We start from the raw sequence: 23,903 nt of genomic DNA, 5'->3' as shown, positions 1-23,903 counted from the left end.
GTCGGCGCCGGACCTCAGCGCACCGGCCAGGGGGTGTGCTGCTCCAGACCCTCCACCGTCACGGCGTACTCCGCGCAGGCGTCGGTGAGGGTCTCCAGCAGGGCGAGGGGCTCGGGGAGCGCGTCCCCCTCCTGCGGGGGGCGCAGCCAGTGGACGCCTTCGGCCGTGTCGGGCAGCCGCGAGGGCGGCAGCAGCACATAGCTGCCCCGGCAGTGCCAGCGCAGTCCGGGGTGTTCCTCCATCGTCTCGGGGTGGCTGTCCAGCTCGCAGGGCCACCACTCGTCCTCGTCCTCGGGGGTGCCCCGGGTCTTGGTGAAGAAGAGCATCCGGTCGCCGCCGTGCAGCGCCACCGGTCCCAGCTCCGGTTCGGCGCCGGGGCCCGCCGCCCGCTCCCGTTCCTCCAGCACGGCCAGCGCCGCGTACCCCGCCTCGGCCGGGACGTCCAGCACATCGTGGGCGCGGCCGGTGGCGGTGATGAAGTTGGCCTCCGGTTCGGCCCGCAGCCAGCGTTCGACCTGGGCGCGGTCGGTGGTGGCCTGGGTCTGCCAGGCGAAGGAGACGGGGTGCCTGCCGGGCGTCGGACAGCCGATCCGCACACAGGAGCAGCCGTACCCGGACGGGTGAGCGGCGGGGGCCAGCGGGAACCCGGCCCCGGCGGCCGCGAGCAGGAGCGTTTCGCGGTCCCGGGCCGCTTCCGCCGCGGCGGCCGGCCGGTTTCCGCGGCCGCCCCAGCGCCGTCCCCCCGCGCCGCGGCCCTGCGCCGGGGAGCCGGTGCCGGACGGCTCGGTCGTGCCGTGCCCGGCCCGGCGGCGCAGCCATCGGGCGATCCTGCTCTCGCGTTCCATCTACCGCCTCACTCCGCGACCGGGAACCATGAACTCCGAGGGTACGCAGCCCCGCGGCGCGCTGCGGCGGATTCCACGGATCGCCGACGTCCCCCCGCCATCCTGCTCCTCCCGGCGGCGGCCGCGGCAGCCGGGGTCGGGACGCCACCCGGCCGGACGCGCTGCCCGGCGGTCCGCCCGCTTCGCCCCTAGTTTGGGATCATGGCGACAAAGGCGGCTCTTGCACCGATGGTCTCGTTGTTCACCCTGGCTCTCGTCGCGGTACCGGCCGCACCGGCCGCCTCGGCCGCGCCCGCCGGCCGCAGCGGTCCCTCGGCCCCCGAGCAGGGGGTCGGCCGCACGGTGGCACCGCGGCTCTCCCGGCTGTCCGGCACCACCGTCACGGCACACCGCGGCGGCGCCCTGGAGGTCCCGGAGAACAGCATGCAGGGGATGACCGCGACCCGGCGGCGCGGCTACGCACACGTCCTGGACGCCGACATCCGCCGACTGCGCGACGGCACGCTGGTGGCGATGCACGACGACACCCTGGACCGCACCACGGACCAGCACGGCAGGGTCGGCGCACTCGACTGGAAGGCGTGGCAGAAGGTGCGCCTGACCCCGAAGAGCAGCCTGCCGGGGCAGTGGCGGCCGGAGCGTCCGCCGGCCGCGCGCGAGATCCTCGACCGGTTCGGCGGGGACATCCTGCTGATGCTGGAGCTGAAGGACCCCGAGGGGCTGCCGCGGCTCGCCCGGCTGATCCGCGAGCGGCATCTGACCCGCTCGGTGCTGGTGGAGTCCAACGATCCGCGGGTGGCCGCCGCCGCGCACGAGGAGGGGCTGCTGACGGCGGTGTGGCGCTCGGCACGCCAGGCGGCCGGCGACCGCCCCGAGCGCTGGAAGGACTATGTGACGATGCTCAGCATCGACCACCGGGCCGCGGCCGGGGACGTGCGCAGGGCCGTGCGCTCGGGGATCGGCTACGTGTGGTCGCACACGGTCAACACCCGCGCGGCCCGGGACCGGATGCTGCGGCTGGGCTGCGAAGGCATCGTCACCGACCGGCCGGGCAGCCTGGCGCCCACCGGGGTGGAGCCGTAGCGGCGGCGGGTGCCGAGCCGGGAGACCGGCGGCGGGAGACCGGCGGCGGGAGTTCCGTGCGCCGTGCGGTCCCCGGCGCGGCGCGGGGTTCAGTCCGCCGCGGGCCGCGGGGTGAGCGCCCGCAGGACCAGTTCGACCAGCCCGTCGGTGAACTCGTGGGTCAGCGGGCCGGTGCGGTTGAGCCAGCGCTGCTGGAAGGGGCCGAGCAGCAGCTCGACGGCGAGGCCGGGATCCACGTCGGGGTCGATCTGCCCGGCACGCTGCGCGGCGCGCAACCGCTCCGCGTACAGCTCCCGGCCGGGGTCCTGGAGCCGGGCGGCGAACTGCTCGGCCAGCTCCGGATCGGCGGCCGAGGCGACGGCCAGTGCGCGGTAGGGCGCCTCGAACCCGGCGTCGGAGAACTCGTCCGCGGTGGCCCGCAGCACCGACTTGAGGTCGGCCTCGAGGTCTCCGGTGTCGGGGAGGCCGCCGTGTTCCTCGGTGTGGACCAGGTCGGTGAACGCCTCCAGCAGCACGGCCGCCTTGGAGGGCCACCAGCGGTAGATGGTCTGCTTGCCGACTCCGGCCCGCGCCGCGATCGCCTCGATGGTCAGCCTGGGATACCCGACCTCGCCGACCAGTTCGACACTGGCCCGCAGGATCGCGGTGCGGGAGTGCGCGCTGCGGCGGGAGACGCCGGGATTCCTCGGGGTCGGGGAGGGCATGCACCGAATCTAGCAGCGATTCGAGACGAACCGTCTTGACAGGAGGCGGCGGCGCAGGGGCTCCCGCGGGCGGGGACGACCCGTCGGCGCAGCAGCGCGAACTGCCGTGCAGGCTCCGGGAGTCCCGCAGGTGACCCGCCCGCCGCCGGGCACTCACACGTACTTGACCGGCAATCCACACGAACAGGCTCCTCAGGGAGCACCATGGGCGCACCGCATCACGCACGTTCCCCGAGGAGCCTGAGATGTACGCAACCCGTCGCTATCTGATGTGTCCTCCGTCCCACTTCCGCGTCACCTACTCCATCAACCCCTGGATGGACCCCGGCAAGCCCGTGGACCTGCCCCTCGCGCTCGCCCAGTGGGAGGCGCTGCGCGACCGCTACCGCGCCCTCGGGCACACCGTCGAACTCCTCGACCCGGTACCGGAGCTGCCCGACATGGTGTACGCCGCCAACGGTGCGACCGTCGTCGACGGCCGCGTGCTCGGCGCCCGGTTCGCGCACCCCGAACGCGCCGGGGAGGCGGCCGCACACCGCGACTGGTACCGCGCGCACGGCTTCGGCGACGTGACCGAACCCACGCACATCAACGAGGGCGAGGGCGACTTCGCCGTCACCGCCTCCTGGCTGCTGGCCGGGCGCGGCTTCCGCAGCAGTCCGCTCTCCCACGGCGAGGCCCAGGAGTTCTTCGGGCGCCCGGTCATCGGCCTCGACCTGGTGGACCCGCGCTACTACCACCTCGACACCGCGCTGTGCGTACTGGACCCCGAGGCGGAGGACGTGATGTACCACCCCGCGGCCTTCTCCCCCGGCAGCCGGGCCGTGCTCGCGCGGCTGTTCCCCGACGCGCTGCTCGCCGAGGAGCCCGACGCGCTCGCCCTCGGCCTCAACGCCGTCAGCGACGGGCGGCACGTCTTCCTGCCCGAGGCCGCCACCGGCCTCTTCGCGCCCCTGCGGGACCGCGGCTACGAGCCCGTGCCGGTGGACCTGACCGAACTGCTGAAGGGCGGCGGCAGCGTCAAGTGCGTCACCGCCGAACTGCGGTCCTGACCGGCTCCGGGCCTGCTGAGCGGCCCCGGGCCGCGGAACCGTGCCGCGCGGTCACCACGGGTCGCCCCAGGCGGCCTTGCGGGCCGCGCGGTAGTCGGCGCCCGCCCGCTTGGTGACGGGACGGCGGTGCACGGCGCCGCCGTCCTCACACAGGTCCAGCAGCACCTGCCCCTTGCGGAGCTGCGGCCTGCGGACGATCCGGGCGCCCGCGGGGGCACCCGGCACCGTCTCCCGCACCGCCGCCACGTAGCTGAACTTCTCGTCCTCGTACGGCAGCTCCCCGCCCTTCACCCGGCGGTGCAGCGAGGAGCGGGCGACCCGCACCGCGAAGTGGCACCAGTCCTGGCCGGGCACCAGCGGGCAGGCCCCGTCGTGCGGACACGGCGCCAGCACCCGCAGCCCCGCCCCCAGCAGCGCGTCCCGGGCCGCACGGATCCGCAGATAGCCCTCCGGGGTGCCGGGCTCCACCAGCACCACGGCGCCCCGCGCCGCACGCGCCGCCGCGTCCACCACGGCGTGCCGGTCCGCCTCGGCGAGCTCCCCCAGCACGTAGGAGACGGTCACCAGATCGGCGGCCGCCGGTTCCGGCAAGCCGCCACCGGCCGTACCGCCGCCACCGCGCAGCGAGCCGCGGCGCCACTCGGCCCCGCGCAGCGCCGCCACCCCGGACGCCAGCCCGCGGCCCAGCGCGAGGGCCGGCTCCGCCCAGTCGACGACGACCGTCGCACGGGCCGCCCGCTCAGTCGGCCACACGCGCTCGGCCGCCCACACCGCGGCGCCCGTGCCACCGCCCACGTCCAGGTGGCTGCCGGGCGTCCAGTCCCCGGCGCGGTCGGCCAGCTCGGCCAGCGCGGCGGAGGCGGCGGCGAAGGTGGCGGGCATCCGGTAGGCGGCGTAGGCGGCCGCGTCGGCGGCGTCCCGCAGCACGGGCGCGCCGGTGGGGGTCTCCCCGCGGTAGTGGGCGATCAGCCGCTCGACGGCGCCCGACGCCCGCCGCGCGGGCAGCCCGTCCAGCGCTGCGGCGAGCGCGCCGCGCAGTTCTTGCTCGATCACCCCTCCAGTCTAGGAAGTCCGCCGGCGGCGGGCTCCGGCGGCGCCGGGCGCCGCCGGGGCCCGGCGGGGGCGCTCACCGCACGGCGCGGGCCAGCAGGCTGGCCGCGGCGGCGCGCGGAGCGCTGTCGGGCGGCCGGCGCACCGGGTGGACGGTGTTGGCGAGGAGCACCAGGAACGTGTCCGTCACCGGGTCGAGCACCAGGCTGGTCCCGGTGAAGCCGGTGTGCCCGGCGGCCCGGGAGCCGGGCCCGGCGAGCTCGCCCATGAACCAGGGGGCGCCGGTGCGGAAGCCGAGGCCCGGCGGCTCCAGGAGCTGGGCGACCGAGGCGGGCGCCAGGATGCGGGCGGGCCCGTAGGAGCCGCCCGACAGCAGGGTGCGGCACAGGACCGCGAGGTCGCGGGCGGTGGAGAAGAGCCCGGCGTGCCCGGCCACCCCGCCCATGGCGTAGGCGTTCTCGTCGTGGACCCGGCCGTGGACCAGGCCCCGGTTGAGCTTGGCCCAGGGTCTTCGCATGTCCTCGGTCGCGGCGATCCGGGTGCGCCAGGTGCGGGGCGGGTTGAAGCGGGTGTGCCGCATCCCGAGCGGTGTGGTGATGCCCTCCCGCACCAGCACGTCCAGCGTCCGGCCCGTCACCTGGTACAGCACGCTCTCCAGCAGCAGCAGGTTGAGATCGGAGTACAGGTGGGTCGAGCCCGGCTCGGTCAGCGGCTTCTCGGCCCACAGCAGCTCCGCGTGCTCGGCGGTGTTGTGCTCGTAGAAGGGCAGCTCGGCACGGAGCCCGGAGGTGTGGGTCAGCAGCTGGCGGACGGTGATGCCGTGGTCGGTGACCGGCGCGGCGCCCGCCTGGAGGTGGTCGGCGACGAGCGCGTCCAGTGCGAGCGTGCCCCGCTCGATCTGCTGGAGGGCGGCGATGGCGGTGAACAGCTTGGTGAGCGAGGCGAGGTCGAAGACCGTGTCCACCCGCATGGGCAGCCACTCCTGGCGCGGCAGCTCGACCGGGAGCCCGGCGGCGGGATCCCAGGCGGCGTACCGCAGCGCCCAGCCGGTGGCGTGCTCCAGCGCGACGCAGGGCCCGCGGCCGGCCAGCACGACGGCACCGGCGCACCAGCCCGCGGCGGGCAGTGCGTCGGTGCTGTCGGCCAGCGCGGCCAGCCGTCCGTGGTCGAGCCCGGCCTTCTCCCGGAAGCGGCGCCGCGCCTCGGCACCGTCCAGGGAGGCCACGCTCCTCAGTCTCGTACGCGCCATGGGCGGCAGAGTGCCACGAAGGCGAGAGCGGCGAGGGCGACGGCGCCGAACTGGACCAGCGCCATCGGCACGGCGGTCTGCTCGCCCGCCACGCCGACCAGCGGGGAGGCGACGGCGCCGACGAGGAACTGCGAGGTGCCCAGCAGCGCCGAGGCCGAGCCCGCCGCGTGCGGGGTGCGCATCAGGGCCTGGGAGTTGGCGTTCGGCATGATCAGCCCCATCCCGGACATCAGCACGCACAGCGCGGTGGCCAGCGGCGCCAGCCCCACGTGCCCGAACACGCCGGTGGTCATCACCAGCAGCGCCACGGTCGCGGCGCCGACCATGCACAGTCCGAAGGCGAGCACCCGGTCCAGGGACACCCGGCCGACCAGGACCTTCCCGTTGAGCTGCCCGAAGGCGACCAGCCCGAGGGAGTTGACCATGAACAGCAGGCTGAAGGTCTGCGGCGAGGCGCCGTAGATCTCCTGGACGACGAACGGCGAGGCCGCGACGTAGGAGAACAGCGCCGCGAACGCGAGGCTGGAGGCGAGCAGGTACCCGCTGAAGACCCGGTCGGCGAGCAGTCCGCGCATGGTGCGCAGCGCGTCCGGCAGCCCGCCCTTGTGCCGGCGGGCGGCCGGCAGCGTCTCGGGCAGCTTGCGCAGCACGACGAGGACGAGCAGCAGACCGATCCCGGCAAGGATGCAGAAGACACCGCGCCAGTCGGTGAAGCGCAGCACCTGGGCGCCCAGGACGGGGGCGAGGACCGGTGCGGTGCCGGAGATCAGCATGAGGGTGGAGAAGAACCGCGCCATGGCCAGCCCGTCGTACAGGTCGCGGACCACGGCGCGGGCTATCACCACCCCGGCGGCGCCCGCGAGTCCCTGGGCGAGCCGGAAGCCGGTGAGAGTGGCGGCGGTGGGGGCCAGCGCACAGGCGAGGCTCGCCAGGATGTAGCAGCCCATGCCGACCAGCAGCGGGCGGCGCCTGCCGAAGCGGTCGCTCATCGGCCCCGCGACGAGCTGGCCCACGGCCAGCCCGACCAGGCAGGCGGTGAGGGTGAGCTGCGCGCCGGCGGCGGGGATGTGGAGCGCCCCGCTGACCTCCGGGAGGGCCGGGAGGTACATGTCGATGGAGAGGGGCGGGAGCGCGGTCAGCCCGCCGAGGATGAGGGTGAGCAGCAGCCCGGCACGCCGGCGCCGGGTCAGTTCGGGAGCGGCGGCCGCGGCGGTGCCCGACCCGGTGGAGGCGGACCCCGGGGGATCGGACTGCGCGCCCTCGGGTGCCGTGCCCTCGAGGGCAGTGCCTTCGGGTGCCGCGGCCGGGGCGGTGGCGGACGCTGCTTCCCGGACGGTGCGGGCGCCGATCGCGGACGGTGCCGCGGGGTGCGGGTGTTGCGGATGCTGCGGGTGGTGCCGGTGCTGCGGGGTGTCGGCGGGTACGGCGGCCGGTTGCTGGGGGCCGGTCTTGGTCATGCACCTCTCCAGGAGTTTGTCACGGACCCGAACATTCTCCCAGGAATTCCGGTACGGGCCCACACGTTTGTTCGCCGCTCCCCACCCCCGCTCCCCTCCTCCCGTTCCGCTCCCGGGCGCGGGACCGGATCGCCGCGCAGCCGGCGCCGCCCGCCGGGCCGGCCCGCGTACGCTGCGCCCATGACGCGCGAGAACCACCCGACCCACGGGGCACACGAGGCGGCACAGGCGGGCGACGCACCGGGCTCCCGTACCGCCGAGCGGGCCGCGCCGACCGCCGAGAGGGTGCCCCGGACCGCCGGCACGGCCGTGGTGACCGGAGCCGGCTCCGGGATCGGCCGGGCCGTCGCCCTCACCCTCGCCGACGCGGGCTGGACGGTCGTGCTCGCGGGCCGCCGCCGGGGCTCGCTGGAGCAGACCGCGCAGCTCGCCGGGGGCGCCGCCACCCGGTGCGTCCCGGCGGACGTCACCGACCCGGCCGCCGTCACCGCGCTGTTCGACTCCGTACGGGAGCACGAGGGCCGGCTCGACCTGCTGTTCAACAACGCGGGCACGTTCGGTCCCGCCGTACCGCTGGCGGACCTCTCCTTCGAGGACTGGCGCGCCGTCGTGGACGTCAACCTGCACGGCGCCTTCCTCTGCGCCCAGGCCGCCTTCCGGCTGATGAAGGACCAGCGGCCGCGCGGCGGCCGGATCATCAACAACGGCTCGATCTCCGCCCACACCCCGCGGCCCGACTCGATCGCCTACACCGCCACCAAGCACGCGATGACGGGCCTCACCAAGTCGCTGTCCCTGGACGGCCGCGCCCACGACGTCGCCTGCGGTCAGATCGACATCGGCAACGCCGCCACCGAGATGACGGCCGCCATGTCCCAGGGCGTGCCCCAGGCCGACGGGAACCGTGCCCCGGAGCCGACCATGGACGCCGACGACGTGGCACGCACCGTCCTGCACATGGCCTCCCTGCCGCTGGAGGCCAACGTCCAGTTCGCCACCGTGCTGGCCACGAAGATGCCGTACATCGGCCGGGGCTGAGCGGCTTCCGGGACCGGCCGCGGCACCGCGGGCGGCCCGCCGGCGGAGACACCGGCGGAACCGTGCCGCGCCCGGCCGCGCCCCGCGGACGTGCGCGGCTGCCGCCGGTGCCGTCCGGGGTGTGGCCATCGGCGGCCGGGGCGGAGAGACTCGGCGCGCAGCGACCCGCGAAGGAGCCCGCACGTGACCGACCCCGCGCCCCCGCCGGAGAACTTCGCCGGCTACCAGAACGAGATATACCTGCACGGCCTCGAGGACCGGGTACCGCCCTTCACCACGGACGCCACCAGGCTCGGCGCCTCGGCCCGCGCCCGGCTGGACGCGGGTGCCTTCGGTTACGTCGCCGGAGCCGCGGGCTCCGGTGCCACGCACCGCGCCAACCGCGAGGCGTTCGACCACTACCGCCTGGTCCCGCGCATGCTCACCGACGCCACCGACCGCGACCTGCGGACGCGGGTGCTGGGCACCGCCATGCCCGCACCGGTCGTCCTCGCCCCCGTCGGCGTCCAGTCGATCCTGCACCCGGACGGCGAGACGGCGACAGCCCGCGCCGCCGCCTCGCTCGGCCTGACAGCGGCCCTGTCCACCGCCTCGTCCTACTCGCTCGAGGAGGTGGCGGAGGCGGGCGGGAGCGCTCCGCGCTGGTTCCAGCTCTACTGGCCGAACGACGACGAGGTGTGCGTCAGCATCCTGCGGCGGGCGCGGGAGGCCGGCTACAGCACGCTGGTCGTCACCCTCGACACCTGGACGCTGGCCTGGCGCCCGCAGGACCTGGACCAGGCGTATCTGCCCTTCATCCGCGGGGTCGGCACCGCGATCCCGTTCTCGGACCCGGTCTTCCGGGCGGGCCTGGACAAGTCCCCGGAGGAGGACCTGGGCGCCGCGGTGCTGCGGTGGGTCCCGATGTTCACGGGGACCGACAAGTCGTGGGACCGGCTGCCGTTCCTGCGGCAGCACTGGGACGGTCCGATCGCCCTCAAAGGCATCCAGCACCCCGACGACGCCCGCCGGGCCGCCGACGCGGGCATGGACGGCGTGATCGTCTCCAACCACGGCGGACGCCAGGTGGACGGCGCCATGGCCTCCCTCGACGCGCTCCCCGGCGTGGTCCGGGCGGTGGAGGGCACCGGGCCGGAGGTCCTGTTCGACTCCGGCGTCCGCACCGGCTCCGACGCCCTCAAGGCGCTCGCGCTCGGCGCCCGCGCGGTCCTGCTCGGCCGCCCGTTCGCCTACGGGCTGGCGCACGGCGGCGAGGACGGCGTCCGGCACGTGCTGCGCTCCTTCCTCGCCGACCTGCACCTCACCCTGGGCCTGTCCGGCCACCGCACACCGGACGAGCTGAGCCCGGACGACCTCTGGCACCGCTGACCCCCGAGGCGCCGAGCCCGCGGCGCCGCGCAGGGACCGCCCGGGGTGTCCCCGGCGGTCCCGGGGCCCCCGCGCGTGCACCGCCTCCGGGCCGGGCGGCGGGTACGATGGGGCACACGGCGGACGAGCCGGCCGGGCGGCCGCGTCGGGGGTGCCGAGCACCCTCGCCGAGGAACGTCCGGGCTCCACAGGGCAGGATGGTGGGTAACGCCCACCCGGGGTGACCCGCGGGACAGTGCCACAGAAAGCAGACCGCCGGACCCGTCTTCGGACGGCAGTCCGGTAAGGGTGAAACGGTGGTGTAAGAGACCACCAGCGCCCAGGGTGACCTGGGCGGCTCGGTAAACCCCATCCGGAGCAAGGTCAAGAGGGGCCGCGACGCGGCCCTGCGCGGATGTTCGAGGGCGACCCGTCCGAGTCCGCGGGTGGACCGCACGAGGCCGGTGGCGACACCGGTCCCAGATGGATGGCCGCCACCCCGGCCGCCGCGAGGCGGCCGAGGCCACAGAACCCGGCGTACAGGCCGACTCGTCCGCCCCCACCTGGGGCTTCACCCTGGAAAGGGCCTCTGACCAGCGACGGAGGCCCTTTCCAGGCTTTCACACCCTTACTGCTTTACGCGGCTCGAAGTCCCTCACAAGTCCCTCGGACAGAGCTGAAAGTCCCTGAAAAGTCCCTGGCGGACTCCGCCTCCAGCCCTGGTGGGGAAAGGTCCGGCGCCACGCTCATCCGCCTTCCTCAGCCTGCCCGGAGGGGGCCTGGGCACGTGACTCGCTGGCCCCAGCGCGTGCCGCATCTCTGCTGCACACAGAACCTACGACCTACGCATTACGAGCACGCGGGCGTTCGTTTGGCTCGTACCCGCTCGTATCGGAGAGTGACATCATTCCTGATCAGGGTACGTGTGCACGTCCGTCTGTTTCAGTCTCGTGTTGCATCGTCCGAAGGCGTTCGTCCAACCGCCGTCTAACGACACCCCGAACCGGTGAACCTGACACGACCCGTACTCCGTGTTGTTGCCTTCCAATAGAACGATCAGCCTTGGTGTAGCGACCGACCAGGCTGCGAAGCAACAGGACTCGGTCGACGTCGTAGGGTCCATCCCCGCTGCGCGGGGAGCAGACGCCGTTGATTCCGCCCCACTGGCCGACGTGGGGTCCATCCCCGCTGCGCGGGGAGCAGCCCATCGCCTCGGCCACCTTCCGGAACTCCTTGGGTCCATCCCCGCTGCGCGGGGAGCAGCGCCGGTTCGGGCCCGGCGCGTTCGCTGCGATGGGTCCATCCCCGCTGCGCGGGGAGCAGATTTTCGTACCCGACTGACTTCAAGGTACGAAGGGTCCATCCCCGCTGCGCGGGGAGCAGAAGCCCTAGTGCCGCATCAGGCAACGTTCGCCCTGTCGACCACGGCTCGTAGGCGTTGATCGGCGGCGTGACGGTTTCGCCAGATGACGTAGCGGCGGATCATGCTGCCCTGCTCCCTGTGGCTGGCGTGGTCGGTACCGTCCAGAGCGAAGTAGCGCAGGGCGGTGAACTGGGCCTCGATGCGGTTCAGCCACGAGCTGTTCGTGGGCGTGTAGGCGAGCTCGACGTTATTGGCCGCGGCCCAGTCGCCGACCCGGCTGTCCTTCTTCGTGGTCAGGTGCGGGGAGAAGTTGTCGAGCACGATCGCAATGCGGATCTTGGGCGGGTAGAGGCTGCGCAGGTAGCGGCAGAACTCCAGGAACCTCGTCCGGTTCTTCCTCGGCTTGATGTGGCCGTAGAGCTTGTCCCGGGCAAGGTCGTAGGCGGCGAACAGATGCCTGACCCCGTGCGTGCGGGTGTAGGTCGCCCGCCGTCGGGGCCGGGGCTCCCGGTCGGGGTCCTTATGCCGTCCGCCGCGCTCGGCCCACTGCCGGCCGGGGTGGGGCTGGAGGTTGAGCGGGCCGAACTCGTCCAGGCATGCGACGACGTCGGGCTCGCCGTCCTCGGGTATGACCTCGCCGTCGGCGATCGCGTAGAGGTGTTCGACACGGGCCTTCTTGGCGGCGTAGTCGGGGTCGCGGAAGGTCTTCCAAGTCTTTATGCGTTGAAAGGACACGCCCTCCTCGCGGAGCAGGACCCGCAGGCCCTCGTGGCTGATGTCGTCGACCACCCCCTCGGCGACCAGGAAGTCGGCCAACTTGGCCAGGCTCCAGGTCAAGAACGGCAGACCGTGCTCGGCCGGCCTGGACTTGGCGATCTTTTTGATCTCGCGCCGCTCGGGGAGGGTGAACGTCCTGGGTCGACCGCCCTTGTACTTCGGGCAGAGGGAGTCGAAGCCGTCGGCGTTGAAGTTGTGGATCACATCCCGGACCCGGTCCGCGCTGGTGAACGTCACCTCGGCGATCTTCGCCACGGACATGCGCTGTGCGGACAGCAGCACCATCTGCGCCCGCCGCCAGGTCACCACCGACCCGCTGCCCCGGCGGATGATCCGCAGCAGGCGGTGCCCCTCGTCGTCATCGATCTCGCGGACGCGTACTCGCTCAGCCACCAGCACAGCTTCCCTGCCGCACGCTGCCGACGAGCGTCATTCCGTCGGCGTGCCGATCCGCAGCCGGTTGCCATCAGGGTCGCGCAGCTCAATCTCACGCGCCCACGGAGCATCCTTCGCTTGCACACCGAACTCGGAGGCGATGGCCTCGACATTACGAACGCGGAGGTAGACCAACGTGTCAGGGCGGGCATCGCCCTTGTGCTCCGACAAGAACAACCGCACCCCGCCCCAGGCGACCTCGACGAACGCGGGAAGTCCCGGTTCGAAGCGGTGTTCCCACTGCTTGGCGAAGCCCAGCCGTTCGTACCAAGCGACCGCCGCCGCAGCGTCCTCGACGCGAAGAATGGGAATGACTTCTTCGTCCATGAAGACATCGTCGCAGACCGCCCCCAGGGCGAACGTTGCCTGATGCGGCACTAGCTGGGTGAGGTGACCGAGGCTGGGGGTCCATCCCCGCTGCGCGGGGAGCAGCGGAACCTCCACGCTGGTCGTCGGCCCGCCCGGGGTCCATCCCCGCTGCGCGGGGAGCAGTGATCTTCTACGCGTTCACCTTATCGAGACGAGGGTCCATCCCCGCTGCGCGGGGAGCAGTCGGAGACGGCGCTGGTGCTGCACTGAGTGCAGGGTCCATCCCCGCTGCGCGGGGAGCAGTTGGCCCAGAAGCCGGTAGCGGAGTTCGCGCCGGGTCCATCCCCGCTGCGCGGGGAGCAGTCTTGCTGACCTGGGGTTCTAACCGGAGAAGAGACTCTTCTGAGCAACAAGTTGAGAATCAGACATTTCTCCCACCAGGTAGAAGGGAACACCCCGACGCCTCCCTCTGGAAGCAGGCAGGCGCGAGTCAGCATCGAGAAGAGCAGCACTTGATGGACACTGATCGGTAACGACTCTTATCAGCCAGATTCATCCAAGAACACAATATCGCCCTGCTCTCAAGGCTCTAATCCTCTCTATGAATAACAGGCGGCCCCAGGTGGCGCGACTGGGACAGGGGCTGTCCATGCCCGCTCGGAAGGTGTGGGCAAAATCCGACCAGCGCGAGGCCGGCAGGAGCGGGGCCTGGCTGCCGCTGTGGCGACACATGGCCGACAGCGGCGAGGTCGCCGGGCGGCTTTGGGATCACTGGCTGCCCGTGCAGGTACGGCGCTCAATCGCCGCCGCGATGCCGGGTGGTGAGGCAGAGGCGCGGCTACTGACGGTCTGGCTGGCGACAGTGCACGACATCGGGAAGGCGACGCCGGCCTTCGCCTGTCAGGTGGAGGACCTCGCAGGCGCGATGCAGGACCAGGGGCTGACGATGCCGACGCGGCGTCTACTCACCGAGCGCAGCGCGTCCCCTCATGGCCTGGCCGGACAGATCCTCCTGGAGGAATGGCTGGAGCAGCGGGGAGAGCTGCCCAAGTCGGCACGCGGGCAGTTCACCGTGATCGTCGGGGGACACCACGGCCTACCACCGGACGCGGGGCAGGTCAGGCATCTGCGTGGCAGGACTGAGTTGATCCGTACTCGCGGAACGAGCGAGGCCCTCTGGCGCAGCGTGCAGACGGAGTTGCTGGACGCCGCGGCGGCGGCTTGCGAAGTAGCAGAGCGGTTGCCGTCCTGGAGAGACGTACGGCTTCCGCAGCCTGTTCAGGTGTTGCTGTCTGCGACGGTGATCGTGGCGGACTGGATCGCGAGCAACCCCGATCTCTTCCCGTACTACCCCGATGCGCAGGGGCAGACCTCCGCAGAGCGGGTCGAGACGGCATGGGGTGGACTCGAACTCCCCCGCCCCTGGGAGGCGGTGAATCCGCCGGAGGAAGCCGACGCCCACTACAGCAGCCGGTTCGCCCTTCCGCCGGGTGCCCAGGTGCGCCCGGTGCAGGCCGCTGCGGTCCGGTTGGCCCGCGAGCTACCGGCGCCTGGCCTGCTGATCATCGAGGCGCCGATGGGCGAGGGAAAGACGGAGGCGGCGCTCGCCGTGGCGGAGGTGTTCGCCGCGCGGTCCGGTGCGGGTGGTTGTTTCTTCGCGCTGCCGACCCGGGCGACCGGCGACGCGATGTTCCCCCGGCTCACGGACTGGCTGGGCCGGTTGCCGGACGCAGACGGGAAGCGGGGTGCCCACTCCGTGTTCCTCGCTCACGCCAAGTCCGCACTCAATCCGCACTACACGGCGTTGATGGGCGCCCCGTCCCGCCCACTGGCCGTGGAGACCGACGACATGTGGGAACGGGGCTCGCACCGCGAGGGCGGGCACATCAGACACACAGCGGAGCTGGTGGCGCACCACTGGCTGCGGGGGCGGAAGAAGGGGATGCTCTCGTCCTTCGTCGTGGGCACGATCGATCAGCTTCTCTTCGGGGCGCTGAAGACCCGCCATCTCGTTCTGCGCCATCTGGCATTGGCGGGCAAGGCAGTCGTGATCGACGAGGCCCACGCTTACGACGCGTACATGGATACCTATCTGGACGGAGCTTTGGCCTGGCTGGGTGCCTACCGGGTGCCGGTCGTGGTGCTCTCGGCAACGCTTCCGGCAGCGCGGCGGAGGGAGCTGGCGCGTGCCTACGCGGGCTCGCAGGCGTACCCGGACACGCTGCGACCGGACGGGGCCGGGCATTCCTACCCTCTGCTCACTGCGGTCGCACCGGGCGGGACGGCGGTAGAGCGCGCTCCGGCAGCCTCGGGCCGCGGCACGCAGGTGCACGTCGAGACGCTGGCGGACGCCCCGGAGGTGATCGCCGACCGTTTGGCTGCGGAACTGGCCGACGGAGGGTGTTCTCTGGTTGTCCGCAACACGGTGGACCGGGTGCGGGATACTGCGGCCGTACTGCGTGAGCGTTTCGGGGCGGATGCGGTGACGGTCGCGCATGGGCGCTTCGTGGACCTGGACCGCGCTGCCAAGGACGCCGATCTTCGGGAGCGTTTCGGCCCGCCGGAAATCTGCGCCGGGAAGCGGCCTGAGGGCGCGCACATCGTGGTGGCCAGCCAGGTCGCCGAACAGTCTCTGGACGTGGACTTCGATCTCCTGGTCACCGACCTCGCGCCGGTGGACCTCATCCTGCAACGCATGGGCCGGCTCCACCGCCACGAGCGGGAGCGCCCTGCGCGGCTGCGCACCGCCCGCTGCCTGGTCACCGGCGTGGAACCCGACGACGGAGGGGGAGAGTGGACCGGGACTGTCGGACCGCCCCCGGTGCCCATCCGGGGTTCCCGGGCGGTGTACGGGACGTGGCCGCTGCTGCGCGCCGCGGCGGTACTCCGTCCGCATCTCGCCGACTGCGGAGACGCGGTGCGGCTACCGGCGGACATCGCCCCGTTGGTCCAGGATGCCTACAGCTCGGTCCCGCAAGGGCCTGCGGGTTGGCAAGAGGCGATGGCGGCGGCGGAGAAGACCGACGAGGCACACCGGGCCGAGCAGCAGAGGAAGGCCAGGACGTACCGGCTGCCCGCGCCCAGAGCAGCCGGCAGATCGCTGCTGGGCTGGATCGATGCGGGGGTCGGCGACGCCGACGACACCCCTGCCGGGCGACAGCAGGTCCGGGACACCGAGGACAGCGTGGAAGTGCTGGTCGTCCAACGCACCGCCGTCGGCGCCTTGCGCACGCTGCCGCACCTGCCACCGGACGAACGCGGCAGGGCCCGAGGGGGTTTGGAGCTGCCGACCGACGCCGCGCCGGACCCGCACCGCGCCAGAGCCGTTGCGGCCAGCGCCCTGCGGCTGCCCTACCAGTTCTGTTTCGCGACCGCGGACCGTGCGGTGGCCGAACTGGAGGAGCTGTACGTCGGGGCATGGCAGGGACGTGACTGCCACTGGCTCGCCGGACAGTTGATCCTCGCGCTCGATGAGGAATGTCAGTGCTCTCTGGCAGGCTTCGAATTGCGCTACTCGCCCGACGACGGTCTTGAGGTGACCCGTGCCCCGTGACACCCGTGCAGCGGCCCCAAGACGTGAGACGGCCTCCTTCGATTTGACCTCGCAGCCCTGGCTGCCGGTACTGCTGCGCGATGGTGCGGAGAAGGAGTTGTCACTGGCCGAGGTGTTCGAGCGGGCGGAAGAGATCCGGCGGATGCCGGGTGACCTGCCCACTCAGGAGTTCGCCTTGGTCCGGCTGCTGCTGGCGGTGCTGTACGACGCGCTCGACGGCGGTCCGTCAACCCGGGAGGACTGGGAGGAGCTGTGGGCGGCCGGACCCGAAGGCTTCCCGTCCGATCAAGTCGCGGCGTACCTGTCGCGGCACCGGGAGCGGTTCGACCTGCTGCACCCGGAGCGTCCCTTCTTCCAGGTGGCGGACCTGCGTACGGCCAAGGACGAGGTCTTCCCCCTGGACCGCATCGTCACCGACGTCCCCAACAACGAACGCTTCCTCACCATGCGGGCGCACGGCGCGCAGCGGCTGTCCTTTGCCGAGGCCGCCCGCTGGGTGGTGCACGCCCACGCCTGGGACGTCTCGGGCATCAAGTCCGGTGCCGTGGGCGACTCGCGGGTCAAGGCAGGCAAGGTCTACCCGCAAGGCGTCGGTTCGGCTGGGATGCTCGGTGGCGTTCTCGCCGAAGGGGACAGTCTGCGCGAGACGCTGCTGCTCAATCTCATTCCCCGGGAGGACGACGACCTGCTCCGGCACGACGAGGCAGACCTGCCTGTCTGGCGGCGTCCCCTGCCCTGCGGGGCAGGCCCGCTGTCGGATGCGGAATCCGGACTGCCCGGTCCGCGTGCTCTTTACACCTGGCAGGCGCGGCGGGTGCGACTGCATCACGACGGTCATGACGCGTACGGCGTGGTGCTGGCGTACGGCGATCCGCTCCCCTATCGGGACATGCACGGTCGCGAGCCGATGACCGGCTGGCGGCGCAGCGAGCTGCAGGAGAAGAGGCTGCGCAAAAGCCCGGTCTACCTCCCTCGCACACACGATCCGGCCCGCACCGCATGGCGGGGCCTGGCCTCGCTGATCACCGGCTATCCGCCCGAGTCAGTGCGGAAGGCTGGCAAGGACGCCGCCCCCGGCATCACGCCACGCGTGCTGGAGTGGCTGGGCCGCATGGCCGAAGAGAGCGAAGCACTGGGCCAGGACCGCCTCATCCGGGCCCGCCTACTCGGATGCGTATACGGCACCCAGCAGTCTGTGGTCGCCGACGTCGTGGACGACAGTCTGAGTCTGTCCGTGGTGCTGCTCTCGCAGCACGACACCGGGTTGCGGGACGCGGCGCTGCGTGCCGTGCAACTTGCCGAGACCGCAGTCTGGTTGCTGGGCAACCTCGCTGCGGGGCTGGCCCAGGCTGCCGGCGCCGACCAAGCGACACCGCGTGAAGAGGCCCGCGAGCGGGGTTTCGGCGAACTGGACGTCGCGTTCCGCCAGTGGCTGGCCGGGCTGAAACCCGGCGTGGACGCCGATGAGCGGCTGGAGAACTGGCGCCGCACCGCGCACGATCTGGTGCGCGCTCTCGGTCTGGAGCTGGTCGCTTCCTCCAGCGAGGCCGCCTGGGAGGGCCGCGTGCTGACCGCCGCGAAAGGCGGCAGGTACTGGCTGAATTCCGCGAGCGTGGAGCGCGGTTTCCGCACCGAGCTGCGCCGCCGGATCCTGACGCCGAAGGGAGACGAGCCGCCCGACGGCATCGGCGGCGCCCCGTCATCGCATCGACCCGAGGAGCCTGCGGCATGACAAGCACCAGCAGCCCGGTGCCCACCTCCCCCTGGCGGGACGGATACCAGCCAGGGCTCGTGGGCCGTACGGTGCACACGTTCCTGGAGCCGATCCAGCGTGGCTACCTGTTGCCGAACGACGAGGCGTGGGCGGTCGCCCGACTCGCTCAGCTTCGACGCGGCGCGGGCAAGGCTCCGGAAGAGGTCCCGGAGCTGTTCGGCCTGACCGGCACCGAGGGGCTCTATTCCGAGAAGGGCCCCGGCCCAAACAGCGAGCGTGCCGACACCGCCGTCCACCTGGCGGTCACGCTGTACGCACTGCACCAGCAGTCCCAGCGCAGAGTCCGGATGCACGTCCCCGGCCGTCGTCTCGGCGGCGCGGTGCGGGCGCTGATGCCACAGGGCGAGATCGACGAGCCGCTGCGCAGGCATTTCGTCCGGGTAGCCGGAGCCACGTCTACAAAAGTACTGGCCTACCGGCTGCGGGCGTTGGTCCTGCTGCTGCGGGGCGAGAGTGAACCGCTGGACTACGCCCGGCTCGCCGACCAGATCGAGCAGACCCTCGACCCGGGCAAGCGCCTGAAGGTCCGCCAGGAATGGGGCCGGGAGTTCCACTCCTGGCGTCCGCCCAGGGACGAGGTGGCTACGCACTCCTCCGACGAAGGCGGCTCGCCCGCCACCGACCAGCGCACAGAGTAAGGATTCGCCGTGAGCCGCACAATCATCGACATCCACGTTCTCCACAGCGTTCCCCCGAGCAACCTCAACCGGGACGACACAGGCACGCCGAAGACCGCTGTCTACGGCGGGGTACGCCGCTCGCGGGTCTCCAGCCAGGCATGGAAGCGCGCCACCCGCAACGGATTCAAGGAACTGCTCGCCCCGGCCGAGTTGGGAGTGCGGACCAAGAAGGTCGCCCAGGTCATCGGCGACATGATCCGGGAGTTGGAGCCGGGCGTGACGCCCGAAGCTTCCTGGGAGCTGGCCAAGGCGGTGATCGAGGCCGGCACGGGATCCAAGCTCGTCGTTTCGGAGCGCAAACCGAAGAAGGACAAAGAGAGCGCGGAAGAAGCGGAGCCGCTGCCGCCCGAGTCGAAGTACCTGATGTTCCTCAGCGCCCAGCAACGGCGCGGACTGGCCCAGCTGGCGGTCGAGGGCCGGACGGACATCGCCGGCTTCCTCAAGACCAAGGAGAACAAGGACCGCGCCCGGGAGATCGCCGACACCCGGCACTCGGTGGATATCGCCCTCTTCGGCCGCATGGTCGCTGATGGCGCCGACATCAATGTGGACGCCGCCGCCCAGGTCGCGCACGCCCTCAGCGTGCACGCGGTGGAGAACGAGTCCGACTACTACACCGCGGTGGACGACGAGAACACCGAGGAGGAGACCGGCGCCGGGATGATCGGCACCGTCGAGTTCAACTCCGCGACGCTGTACCGGTACGCCGCCCTGGACGTGGACCGGCTCGCCGACAACCTCGGCCAGGGCATGGACGAGAACGCCGATGCGGCCACTCCCGTGCGCCGTGCGGTGGAGGCGTTCGTCCGTAGCTTCGTTACCTCCCTGCCGACTGGGAAGATCAACACCTTCGCCCACCACACACCGCCGGACGCCATCGTGGTCAAGCTGCGCGAGACCCGGCCGGTCAGCTTCGCCGGAGCGTTCGAGGAACCGACGATGGCCGAGTCCGGAAGCCACGTCCGGCAAGCATGCGAACGGCTGGCGGAGCAGATTGCCGATGTGGAGGAGGCATTCGGCGAGCAGGCCGTGGCGACCTGGGTGGTACGCGCCGGGCGCAACACCGCCAAGCTCGCCGACGTCGGCACCCCGGTCACGCTGGACGGGCTGGTGGAGGGCGTCGGCGCGGCGATCACGGAACGGTGGAGCGTCAGGCGGTGAGTGTCCTGCTGCTTCAGCTCGCCGGGCCGCTCCAGTCCTGGGGCTCGGCATCCCGCCACACCCGGCGCTCCACAGAATCCGCGCCGACCAAAAGCGGAGTGATTGGGCTGCTCGCCGCCGCCCAGGGACGCCCCCGCACCATGCAGATCTCCGACCTCGCGGCGCTCCGCTTCGGCGTGCGCGTCGATCAACCCGGAACGCGCGTGCGGGACTTCCAAGCCGCGCACCATCAGGAGAGCGAGAAGGCGATGCCGATCACCGTACGCTTCTACCTCGCCGACGCGGTGTTCCTGGCCGCTGTCGAGGGCGAACGGACACTGATCGAGGATCTGCACTCCGCCGTCCGGGCCCCGCACTTCCTGCCGTTCCTCGGCCGCCGCGCCTGCCCGCCCGCACGACGGCTGGACGTGGGAGTACGGCACGAGACCGGATTGGAGGCAGCGCTCCGGGAGCACCCGTGGCTCGCCTCCGGCTGGTATCGGCGGCGGACCGCCTTCACCACCCCCATGCAGCTCCCCCTACTGCTGGAGTCCGCACCCGGCGATCCGCCCGGCGAGATCGTGGCCGACCAGCCACTCAGCTTCGACCCACGCCACCGCCGGTACGGACACCGGTCGGTGCGGACCGAGACCGTCCCGCGACCGGAGGCCGGAGCCCGGCCCACTCCCAAGATCCCGGCGCACGACCCGATGCCGCCGCTGGAGGACGGCTGATGTATCTCACCCGTTTCCGCGTCAACACCGCCCGCGCCGGTGCGCGTTTCCTGCTCTCTTCCCCCCAGCGCCTGCACTCGGCGGTACTCGCCGGCTTCCCCGGCCTCCCGACCGACCCTGCTGCGCGGCCCCGCATCCTGTGGCGGCTCGACCACAGCGACCGCACCGACCTGCAGCTGTACCTCGTCAGCCCCGACCGTCCCGACCTCACACACCTGGTGGAACAGGCCGGCTGGCCTACGCTTGCGCAGTCCGACCACCCCGGCTGGGAGAGCCGCCACTACCAGCCGTTCCTGCAGCGCCTGGCCAAGGGCGACCGCTGGGCGTTCCGGCTCACCGCCAACCCGGTGCACACCATCCGCCGCAACGCCGGAGAACCCACCAAGCGCACCGCACACGCCTCCCCCCGCCACCAGCTCGGCTGGCTCCTGCAACAGCAGACGCGGCACGGCTTCGAGCTGGCACCGGGCGCGACGCCCGAAGCGGAGGACCCGCTGCACCAGTACGCCGTGATCGTGCACGGCCGACGCGACCTCTCCTTCCGCAAACGCCCCGACCACCCGGCGCCGGACACCGAACAGCAGAACCGTGGGCGGCGGCCAGGCAGCCCGGTCACGCTCGTCACCGCCGTCTTCAGCGGCCAGCTGGAGGTCACCGACCCCGATGCCCTGCGCAGCGCGCTCACCCAGGGCATCGGCCGGGGCAAGGCATACGGCTGCGGCCTGCTTACCCTGGCCCCGGTGAGGTAGGCCAATGACCACCGTCGGCAAGCGCGGTGCCTCCTCCCCGCGCGAACTCACCCGAATCGGCGACCGGTTTTCCTTCGTCTACATCGAGCGCGCTGTCATCCACTCCGCGGACAACGCGATCACAGCCGCCGACGGCGACGGCGTACGTCACCTCCCGTCCGCGACCATCGGCACCCTGCTGCTCGGCCCCGGCATGAAAATTTCCCAGCAGGCGATCCGGCTGCTGGGAGAAAGCGGCGTGGGCATCGTCTGGGTCGGCGAGCACGGGGTGCGCTACTACGCCGGCGGCCGGGCGCTCTCCCACTCCTCCGCCCTCGCCGAAGCACAAGCCCGTCTGTGGGCAAACCCGCGGACACGGCTGAACGTCGCCCGCGCCATGTACTCCCTGCGCTTCCCCGACGAGGACCCGGCCGGATGCAGCCGCCGGAAGCTGCTCGGCATGGAAGGTGACCGAGTCAAATCGTGCTACCGCACCGAGGCAGCCCGAACCGGTATCCGATGGCGCGGTCGCCACTACGTCCAAGGCGACTTCGCCTCTGGCGACGCCCCCAACCAAGCCGTCACCGCAGCCGGACAGTGCATGTACGGCGTCGCGCAAAGCGTGGTGGCCGCCCTCGGATGCATTCCCAGGGCTGGGGTTCGTCCACTCCGGGCATGAGCTGTCCTTCGCACTCGACATCGCGGATCTCTACAAAACGGAGATCGGCATTCCGGTCGCCTTCGAGGTCGCAGCGGAGAGCGAAGAAGACATCGGCGCCCGCGTTCGCCGCGCGCTGCGCGACCGCGTGCACGCCGCACGGCTGCTGGAACGCTGCGTCCGCGACGTGAAGACACTCCTGGCCCCCGGCTTGGCCGAGAGCATTCCGGCACAGGACGACGACCCGACGCCGGACCGGATGAGGCTTCAGTCCGACCGCGGCGAAGAGTTCGAATCCGGCCGCAACCTCGGCGAAGGGCAGATCTGGTGACCGTGATCATCCTGACCAACTGCCCCACCGGCCTCAGAGGCTTCCTCACCCGCTGGCTTCTCGAAGTCTCCCCCGGTGTCTTCGTCGGCCGCCCCTCAGCCCGCATCCGGGAGACGCTGTGGGCGGAAGTACGGGAGTACGCACACGAAGGTCGAGCGCTCCTGACCTACAGCACCGACACCGAACAGGGCTACACCTTCGAGACCCACGACCACCACTGGCAGCCCCTCGACCATGAGGGCATCACCCTCATCCGTCGACCCTCCGAACAACCCACCAGCCCCACCGCCAGCACAACCCGCCCACCGCGGCAAGGCTGGAGCACCACCGCAAAACGCCGCCGCTACGGGCGTTGAGCAGACACCCTTGATGCGATTGGTGCGTTACCCCTTAACCTGGCCACACATGCCTCCTGGCAGATGGAGAGGCACCATCGCCAGCATTGCTCCCCACTCACGTGGGGATGACCCCCATCTGCATTGAGTTGAGGGCGGATTGCCTCTCCGTGCTCCCCGCGTATGCGGGGACCTCATGCTCGGTGGTCCGCCCGGGAGATGTCCCACAGGGACAACTCCCGGGCGCTCTACTTGTCGACATGCTTCGCGCGGACCACTAGGCCGTGTCTGATGATTGATCTTGTGGTGGGTCGTGGTGAGCTGACGGATGCGGCGTGGGAGCGGATAGCCCCGCTGTTGCCTGGTGTGGATGGTCGTGGGCGGCCGTGGCGGGATCACCGGCAGGTGATCAACGGGGTGCTGTGGCGGTTGCGGACCGGTGCCCCGTGGCGTGACCTGCCCGAACGGTACGGGCCGTGGCAGACGGTCTATGAACGGTTCGCCCGCTGGGAAGCGGACGGTACCTGGGCCCGCCTGCTCGAAGAGGTCCGGGTCCGTGACGACTCCGTCGGGGCCGTGGAATGGGCTGTGTCGGTCGACTCCACGATCAGCCGGGCTCACCAGCACGCCGCCGGCGCCCGCAAAAGGGGGCGGCGGCGGGGGACGAACTGGAAGATCCGGCACGCGCGTCGGCTGGCCAGGCGCTCGGGCGGTCCCGCGGCGGGCTGACGACGAAGGTCCATCTCGCCTGCGACGGCCGGGGCCTGCCCCTGGCCGTGGTCGTCACGTCCGGCAACGTCAACGACTCCACCGTCTTCGACTCCGTCATGGACGGGGTGAGAGTGCCCCGGGCCGGTGCCGGGCGGCCCCGCCGCAGACCTGATGCGGTCATCGCGGACAAGGCGTACTCGTCCCGGGCGATCCGTCAGACCCTGCGCAGGCGGGGTGTCCGGGCGGTGATCCCGGAGCGGGCGGATCAAAAGGCCAACCGCCTGCGGCGGTCGAAGGCCGGCGGCAGACCGCCGGCCTTCGACCGTGAGGTCTACAAGGCCCGCAACGTGGTCGAACGCTGCTTGGGCCGTCTCAAGCAGTTCCGCGCGATCGCCACACGCTTCGACAAACTCGCCGCCCGCTACAAGGCCGGAGTCCACCTCGCCGCACTCATCCTCTGGCTCCGCGAACCCGCCCAAGACCCTTTGTCAGACACAGCCTAGTCGCAGTCCGCGCGCCTTCCCGCAGCCGTCACACACCATGGTAAGGC

19 protein-coding genes, 1 other RNA gene, 1 pseudogene and 2 CRISPR repeat arrays are annotated in these 23,903 nt (G+C 71.8%); of the genes and pseudogenes, 14 read left to right on the top strand and 7 right to left on the bottom strand.

Annotated features, from left to right (window positions below; translation table 11 throughout):
- Window positions 1-14: 14 nt before the first annotated feature.
- Window positions 15-845, bottom strand: a complete 831-nt coding sequence (locus tag A949_RS0124170; RefSeq protein ID WP_019358619.1) for a bifunctional DNA primase/polymerase — start codon at window positions 843-845, stop codon at window positions 15-17.
- 201 nt (window positions 846-1,046) lie between these two features.
- Here A949_RS0124170 and A949_RS0124165 point away from each other — a divergent pair, with 201 nt between their 5' ends.
- Complete coding sequence (locus tag A949_RS0124165; protein WP_237735891.1) at window positions 1,047-1,928, top strand: glycerophosphodiester phosphodiesterase; 882 nt, start codon at window positions 1,047-1,049, stop codon at window positions 1,926-1,928.
- Window positions 1,929-2,017: 89 nt separating this feature from the next.
- Here the strand turns inward: A949_RS0124165 and A949_RS0124160 are convergent, their stop codons facing one another.
- A complete protein-coding gene (locus A949_RS0124160; protein ID WP_019358617.1) occupies window positions 2,018-2,632 on the bottom strand; it encodes a TetR/AcrR family transcriptional regulator in 615 nt (204 codons plus the stop codon).
- A 245-nt stretch (window positions 2,633-2,877) separates the two neighbouring features.
- Here A949_RS0124160 and ddaH point away from each other — a divergent pair, with 245 nt between their 5' ends.
- Entirely contained in the window at window positions 2,878-3,684 is an 807-nt protein-coding gene (ddaH, locus tag A949_RS0124155; protein ID WP_037707480.1) for a dimethylargininase, read from the top strand.
- Between the two features lie 51 nt (window positions 3,685-3,735).
- Here ddaH and A949_RS0124150 read toward each other — a convergent pair whose 3' ends face one another.
- The 3 genes from A949_RS0124150 to A949_RS0124140 form a co-directional block, all read right to left on the bottom strand.
- Window positions 3,736-4,737, bottom strand: coding sequence for a small ribosomal subunit Rsm22 family protein (locus A949_RS0124150; RefSeq protein WP_019358615.1), 1,002 nt, complete (start codon window positions 4,735-4,737; stop codon window positions 3,736-3,738).
- A 73-nt stretch (window positions 4,738-4,810) separates the two neighbouring features.
- Window positions 4,811-5,983 (bottom strand): serine hydrolase domain-containing protein, encoded by a 1,173-nt coding sequence (locus A949_RS0124145; protein ID WP_078565514.1) that lies wholly within the window; start codon window positions 5,981-5,983, stop codon window positions 4,811-4,813.
- Window positions 5,965-7,440 (bottom strand): multidrug effflux MFS transporter, encoded by a 1,476-nt coding sequence (locus A949_RS0124140; protein ID WP_019358613.1) that lies wholly within the window; start codon window positions 7,438-7,440, stop codon window positions 5,965-5,967. The genes A949_RS0124145 and A949_RS0124140 overlap by 19 nt, the downstream gene beginning before the upstream one ends.
- Window positions 7,441-7,620: 180 nt before the next feature.
- On the opposite strand from A949_RS0124140, the gene A949_RS0124135 reads away from it, so the two are divergent.
- From A949_RS0124135 to rnpB, 3 genes are all read left to right on the top strand, one after another.
- Complete coding sequence (locus tag A949_RS0124135; protein ID WP_019358612.1) at window positions 7,621-8,478, top strand: SDR family oxidoreductase; 858 nt, start codon at window positions 7,621-7,623, stop codon at window positions 8,476-8,478.
- A gap of 183 nt (window positions 8,479-8,661) precedes the next feature.
- Window positions 8,662-9,846, top strand: coding sequence for a lactate 2-monooxygenase (locus tag A949_RS0124130; RefSeq protein WP_019358611.1), 1,185 nt, complete (start codon window positions 8,662-8,664; stop codon window positions 9,844-9,846).
- A gap of 124 nt (window positions 9,847-9,970) precedes the next feature.
- Window positions 9,971-10,381, top strand: an RNA gene (gene rnpB, locus A949_RS35700) — RNase P RNA component class A.
- 559 nt (window positions 10,382-10,940) lie between these two features.
- Window positions 10,941-11,208: a CRISPR direct-repeat array (repeat unit 28 nt; unit sequence GGGTCCATCCCCGCTGCGCGGGGAGCAG).
- A 16-nt stretch (window positions 11,209-11,224) separates the two neighbouring features.
- On the opposite strand, the gene A949_RS0124125 is transcribed toward rnpB, so the two are convergent.
- Together A949_RS0124125 and A949_RS0124120 are read right to left on the bottom strand one after the other, a co-directional pair.
- Complete coding sequence (locus A949_RS0124125) at window positions 11,225-12,358, bottom strand: IS630 family transposase (RefSeq protein ID WP_026004983.1); 1,134 nt, start codon at window positions 12,356-12,358, stop codon at window positions 11,225-11,227.
- Between the two features lie 36 nt (window positions 12,359-12,394).
- A complete protein-coding gene (locus tag A949_RS0124120; protein ID WP_026004982.1) occupies window positions 12,395-12,727 on the bottom strand; it encodes a glyoxalase superfamily protein in 333 nt (110 codons plus the stop codon).
- A gap of 77 nt (window positions 12,728-12,804) precedes the next feature.
- Window positions 12,805-13,073: a CRISPR direct-repeat array (repeat unit 29 nt; unit sequence GGGTCCATCCCCGCTGCGCGGGGAGCAGT).
- A 285-nt stretch (window positions 13,074-13,358) separates the two neighbouring features.
- Here A949_RS0124120 and A949_RS0124115 point away from each other — a divergent pair.
- The 9 genes and pseudogenes from A949_RS0124115 to A949_RS36740 all read left to right on the top strand — a co-directional run bounded on the left by A949_RS0124115 (window position 13,359) and on the right by A949_RS36740 (window position 23,856).
- Window positions 13,359-16,262: a CRISPR-associated helicase/endonuclease Cas3 gene (locus A949_RS0124115; RefSeq protein ID WP_106428887.1), complete on the top strand. Its 2,904-nt coding sequence runs from the start codon at window positions 13,359-13,361 to the stop codon at window positions 16,260-16,262.
- Between the two features lie 43 nt (window positions 16,263-16,305).
- Window positions 16,306-17,994, top strand: coding sequence for a type I-E CRISPR-associated protein Cse1/CasA (gene casA / locus A949_RS0124110; protein ID WP_019358608.1), 1,689 nt, complete (start codon window positions 16,306-16,308; stop codon window positions 17,992-17,994).
- Complete coding sequence (gene casB, locus A949_RS0124105; RefSeq protein WP_019358607.1) at window positions 17,991-18,674, top strand: type I-E CRISPR-associated protein Cse2/CasB; 684 nt, start codon at window positions 17,991-17,993, stop codon at window positions 18,672-18,674. The genes casA and casB overlap by 4 nt, the downstream gene beginning before the upstream one ends.
- 9 nt (window positions 18,675-18,683) lie before the next feature.
- Window positions 18,684-19,877, top strand: coding sequence for a type I-E CRISPR-associated protein Cas7/Cse4/CasC (gene cas7e / locus A949_RS0124100; RefSeq protein ID WP_019358606.1), 1,194 nt, complete (start codon window positions 18,684-18,686; stop codon window positions 19,875-19,877).
- Window positions 19,874-20,590: a type I-E CRISPR-associated protein Cas5/CasD gene (gene cas5e / locus A949_RS0124095; RefSeq protein WP_026004981.1), complete on the top strand. Its 717-nt coding sequence runs from the start codon at window positions 19,874-19,876 to the stop codon at window positions 20,588-20,590. Before cas7e ends, cas5e begins: the two co-directional genes overlap by 4 nt.
- A complete protein-coding gene (cas6e, locus tag A949_RS0124090; protein WP_019358604.1) occupies window positions 20,590-21,339 on the top strand; it encodes a type I-E CRISPR-associated protein Cas6/Cse3/CasE in 750 nt (249 codons plus the stop codon). The genes cas5e and cas6e overlap by 1 nt, the downstream gene beginning before the upstream one ends.
- Window positions 21,340-21,343: 4 nt before the next feature.
- Window positions 21,344-22,307: pseudogene (cas1e, locus tag A949_RS34350) on the top strand (type I-E CRISPR-associated endonuclease Cas1e).
- Entirely contained in the window at window positions 22,304-22,663 is a 360-nt protein-coding gene (gene cas2e / locus A949_RS0124080) for a type I-E CRISPR-associated endoribonuclease Cas2e (RefSeq protein ID WP_019358603.1), read from the top strand. The pseudogene cas1e and the gene cas2e overlap by 4 nt, the downstream one beginning before the upstream one ends.
- 270 nt (window positions 22,664-22,933) lie before the next feature.
- A protein-coding gene (locus A949_RS36740; RefSeq protein WP_443332994.1) for an IS5 family transposase occupies window positions 22,934-23,856 on the top strand; the annotation gives its coding sequence in 2 pieces (ribosomal slippage) (window positions 22,934-23,285 and window positions 23,285-23,856; 924 coding nt in all).
- Window positions 23,857-23,903 lie beyond the last annotated feature (47 nt).

The organism is Streptomyces sp. AA1529, assembly GCF_000280905.1.
GTDB lineage: Bacteria > Actinomycetota > Actinomycetes > Streptomycetales > Streptomycetaceae > Streptomyces.
Note: the sequence above shows the minus strand (reverse complement) of the source record. Positions and strands in the feature narration are given on the sequence as shown.

Coding starts and splice junctions, on each gene's coding strand:
- A949_RS0124170 (WP_019358619.1), bottom strand. CDS start 845: ATGGAACGCGAGAGCAGGATCGCCCGATGGCTGCGCCGCCGGGCCGGG.
- A949_RS0124165 (WP_237735891.1), top strand. CDS start 1,047: ATGGCGACAAAGGCGGCTCTTGCACCGATGGTCTCGTTGTTCACCCTG.
- A949_RS0124160 (WP_019358617.1), bottom strand. CDS start 2,632: ATGCCCTCCCCGACCCCGAGGAATCCCGGCGTCTCCCGCCGCAGCGCG.
- ddaH (WP_037707480.1), top strand. CDS start 2,878: ATGTACGCAACCCGTCGCTATCTGATGTGTCCTCCGTCCCACTTCCGC.
- A949_RS0124145 (WP_078565514.1), bottom strand. CDS start 5,983: ATGGCGCGTACGAGACTGAGGAGCGTGGCCTCCCTGGACGGTGCCGAG.
- A949_RS0124140 (WP_019358613.1), bottom strand. CDS start 7,440: ATGACCAAGACCGGCCCCCAGCAACCGGCCGCCGTACCCGCCGACACC.
- A949_RS0124135 (WP_019358612.1), top strand. CDS start 7,621: ATGACGCGCGAGAACCACCCGACCCACGGGGCACACGAGGCGGCACAG.
- A949_RS0124120 (WP_026004982.1), bottom strand. CDS start 12,727: ATGGACGAAGAAGTCATTCCCATTCTTCGCGTCGAGGACGCTGCGGCG.
- A949_RS0124115 (WP_106428887.1), top strand. CDS start 13,359: ATGCCCGCTCGGAAGGTGTGGGCAAAATCCGACCAGCGCGAGGCCGGC.
- casB (WP_019358607.1), top strand. CDS start 17,991: ATGACAAGCACCAGCAGCCCGGTGCCCACCTCCCCCTGGCGGGACGGA.
- cas6e (WP_019358604.1), top strand. CDS start 20,590: ATGTATCTCACCCGTTTCCGCGTCAACACCGCCCGCGCCGGTGCGCGT.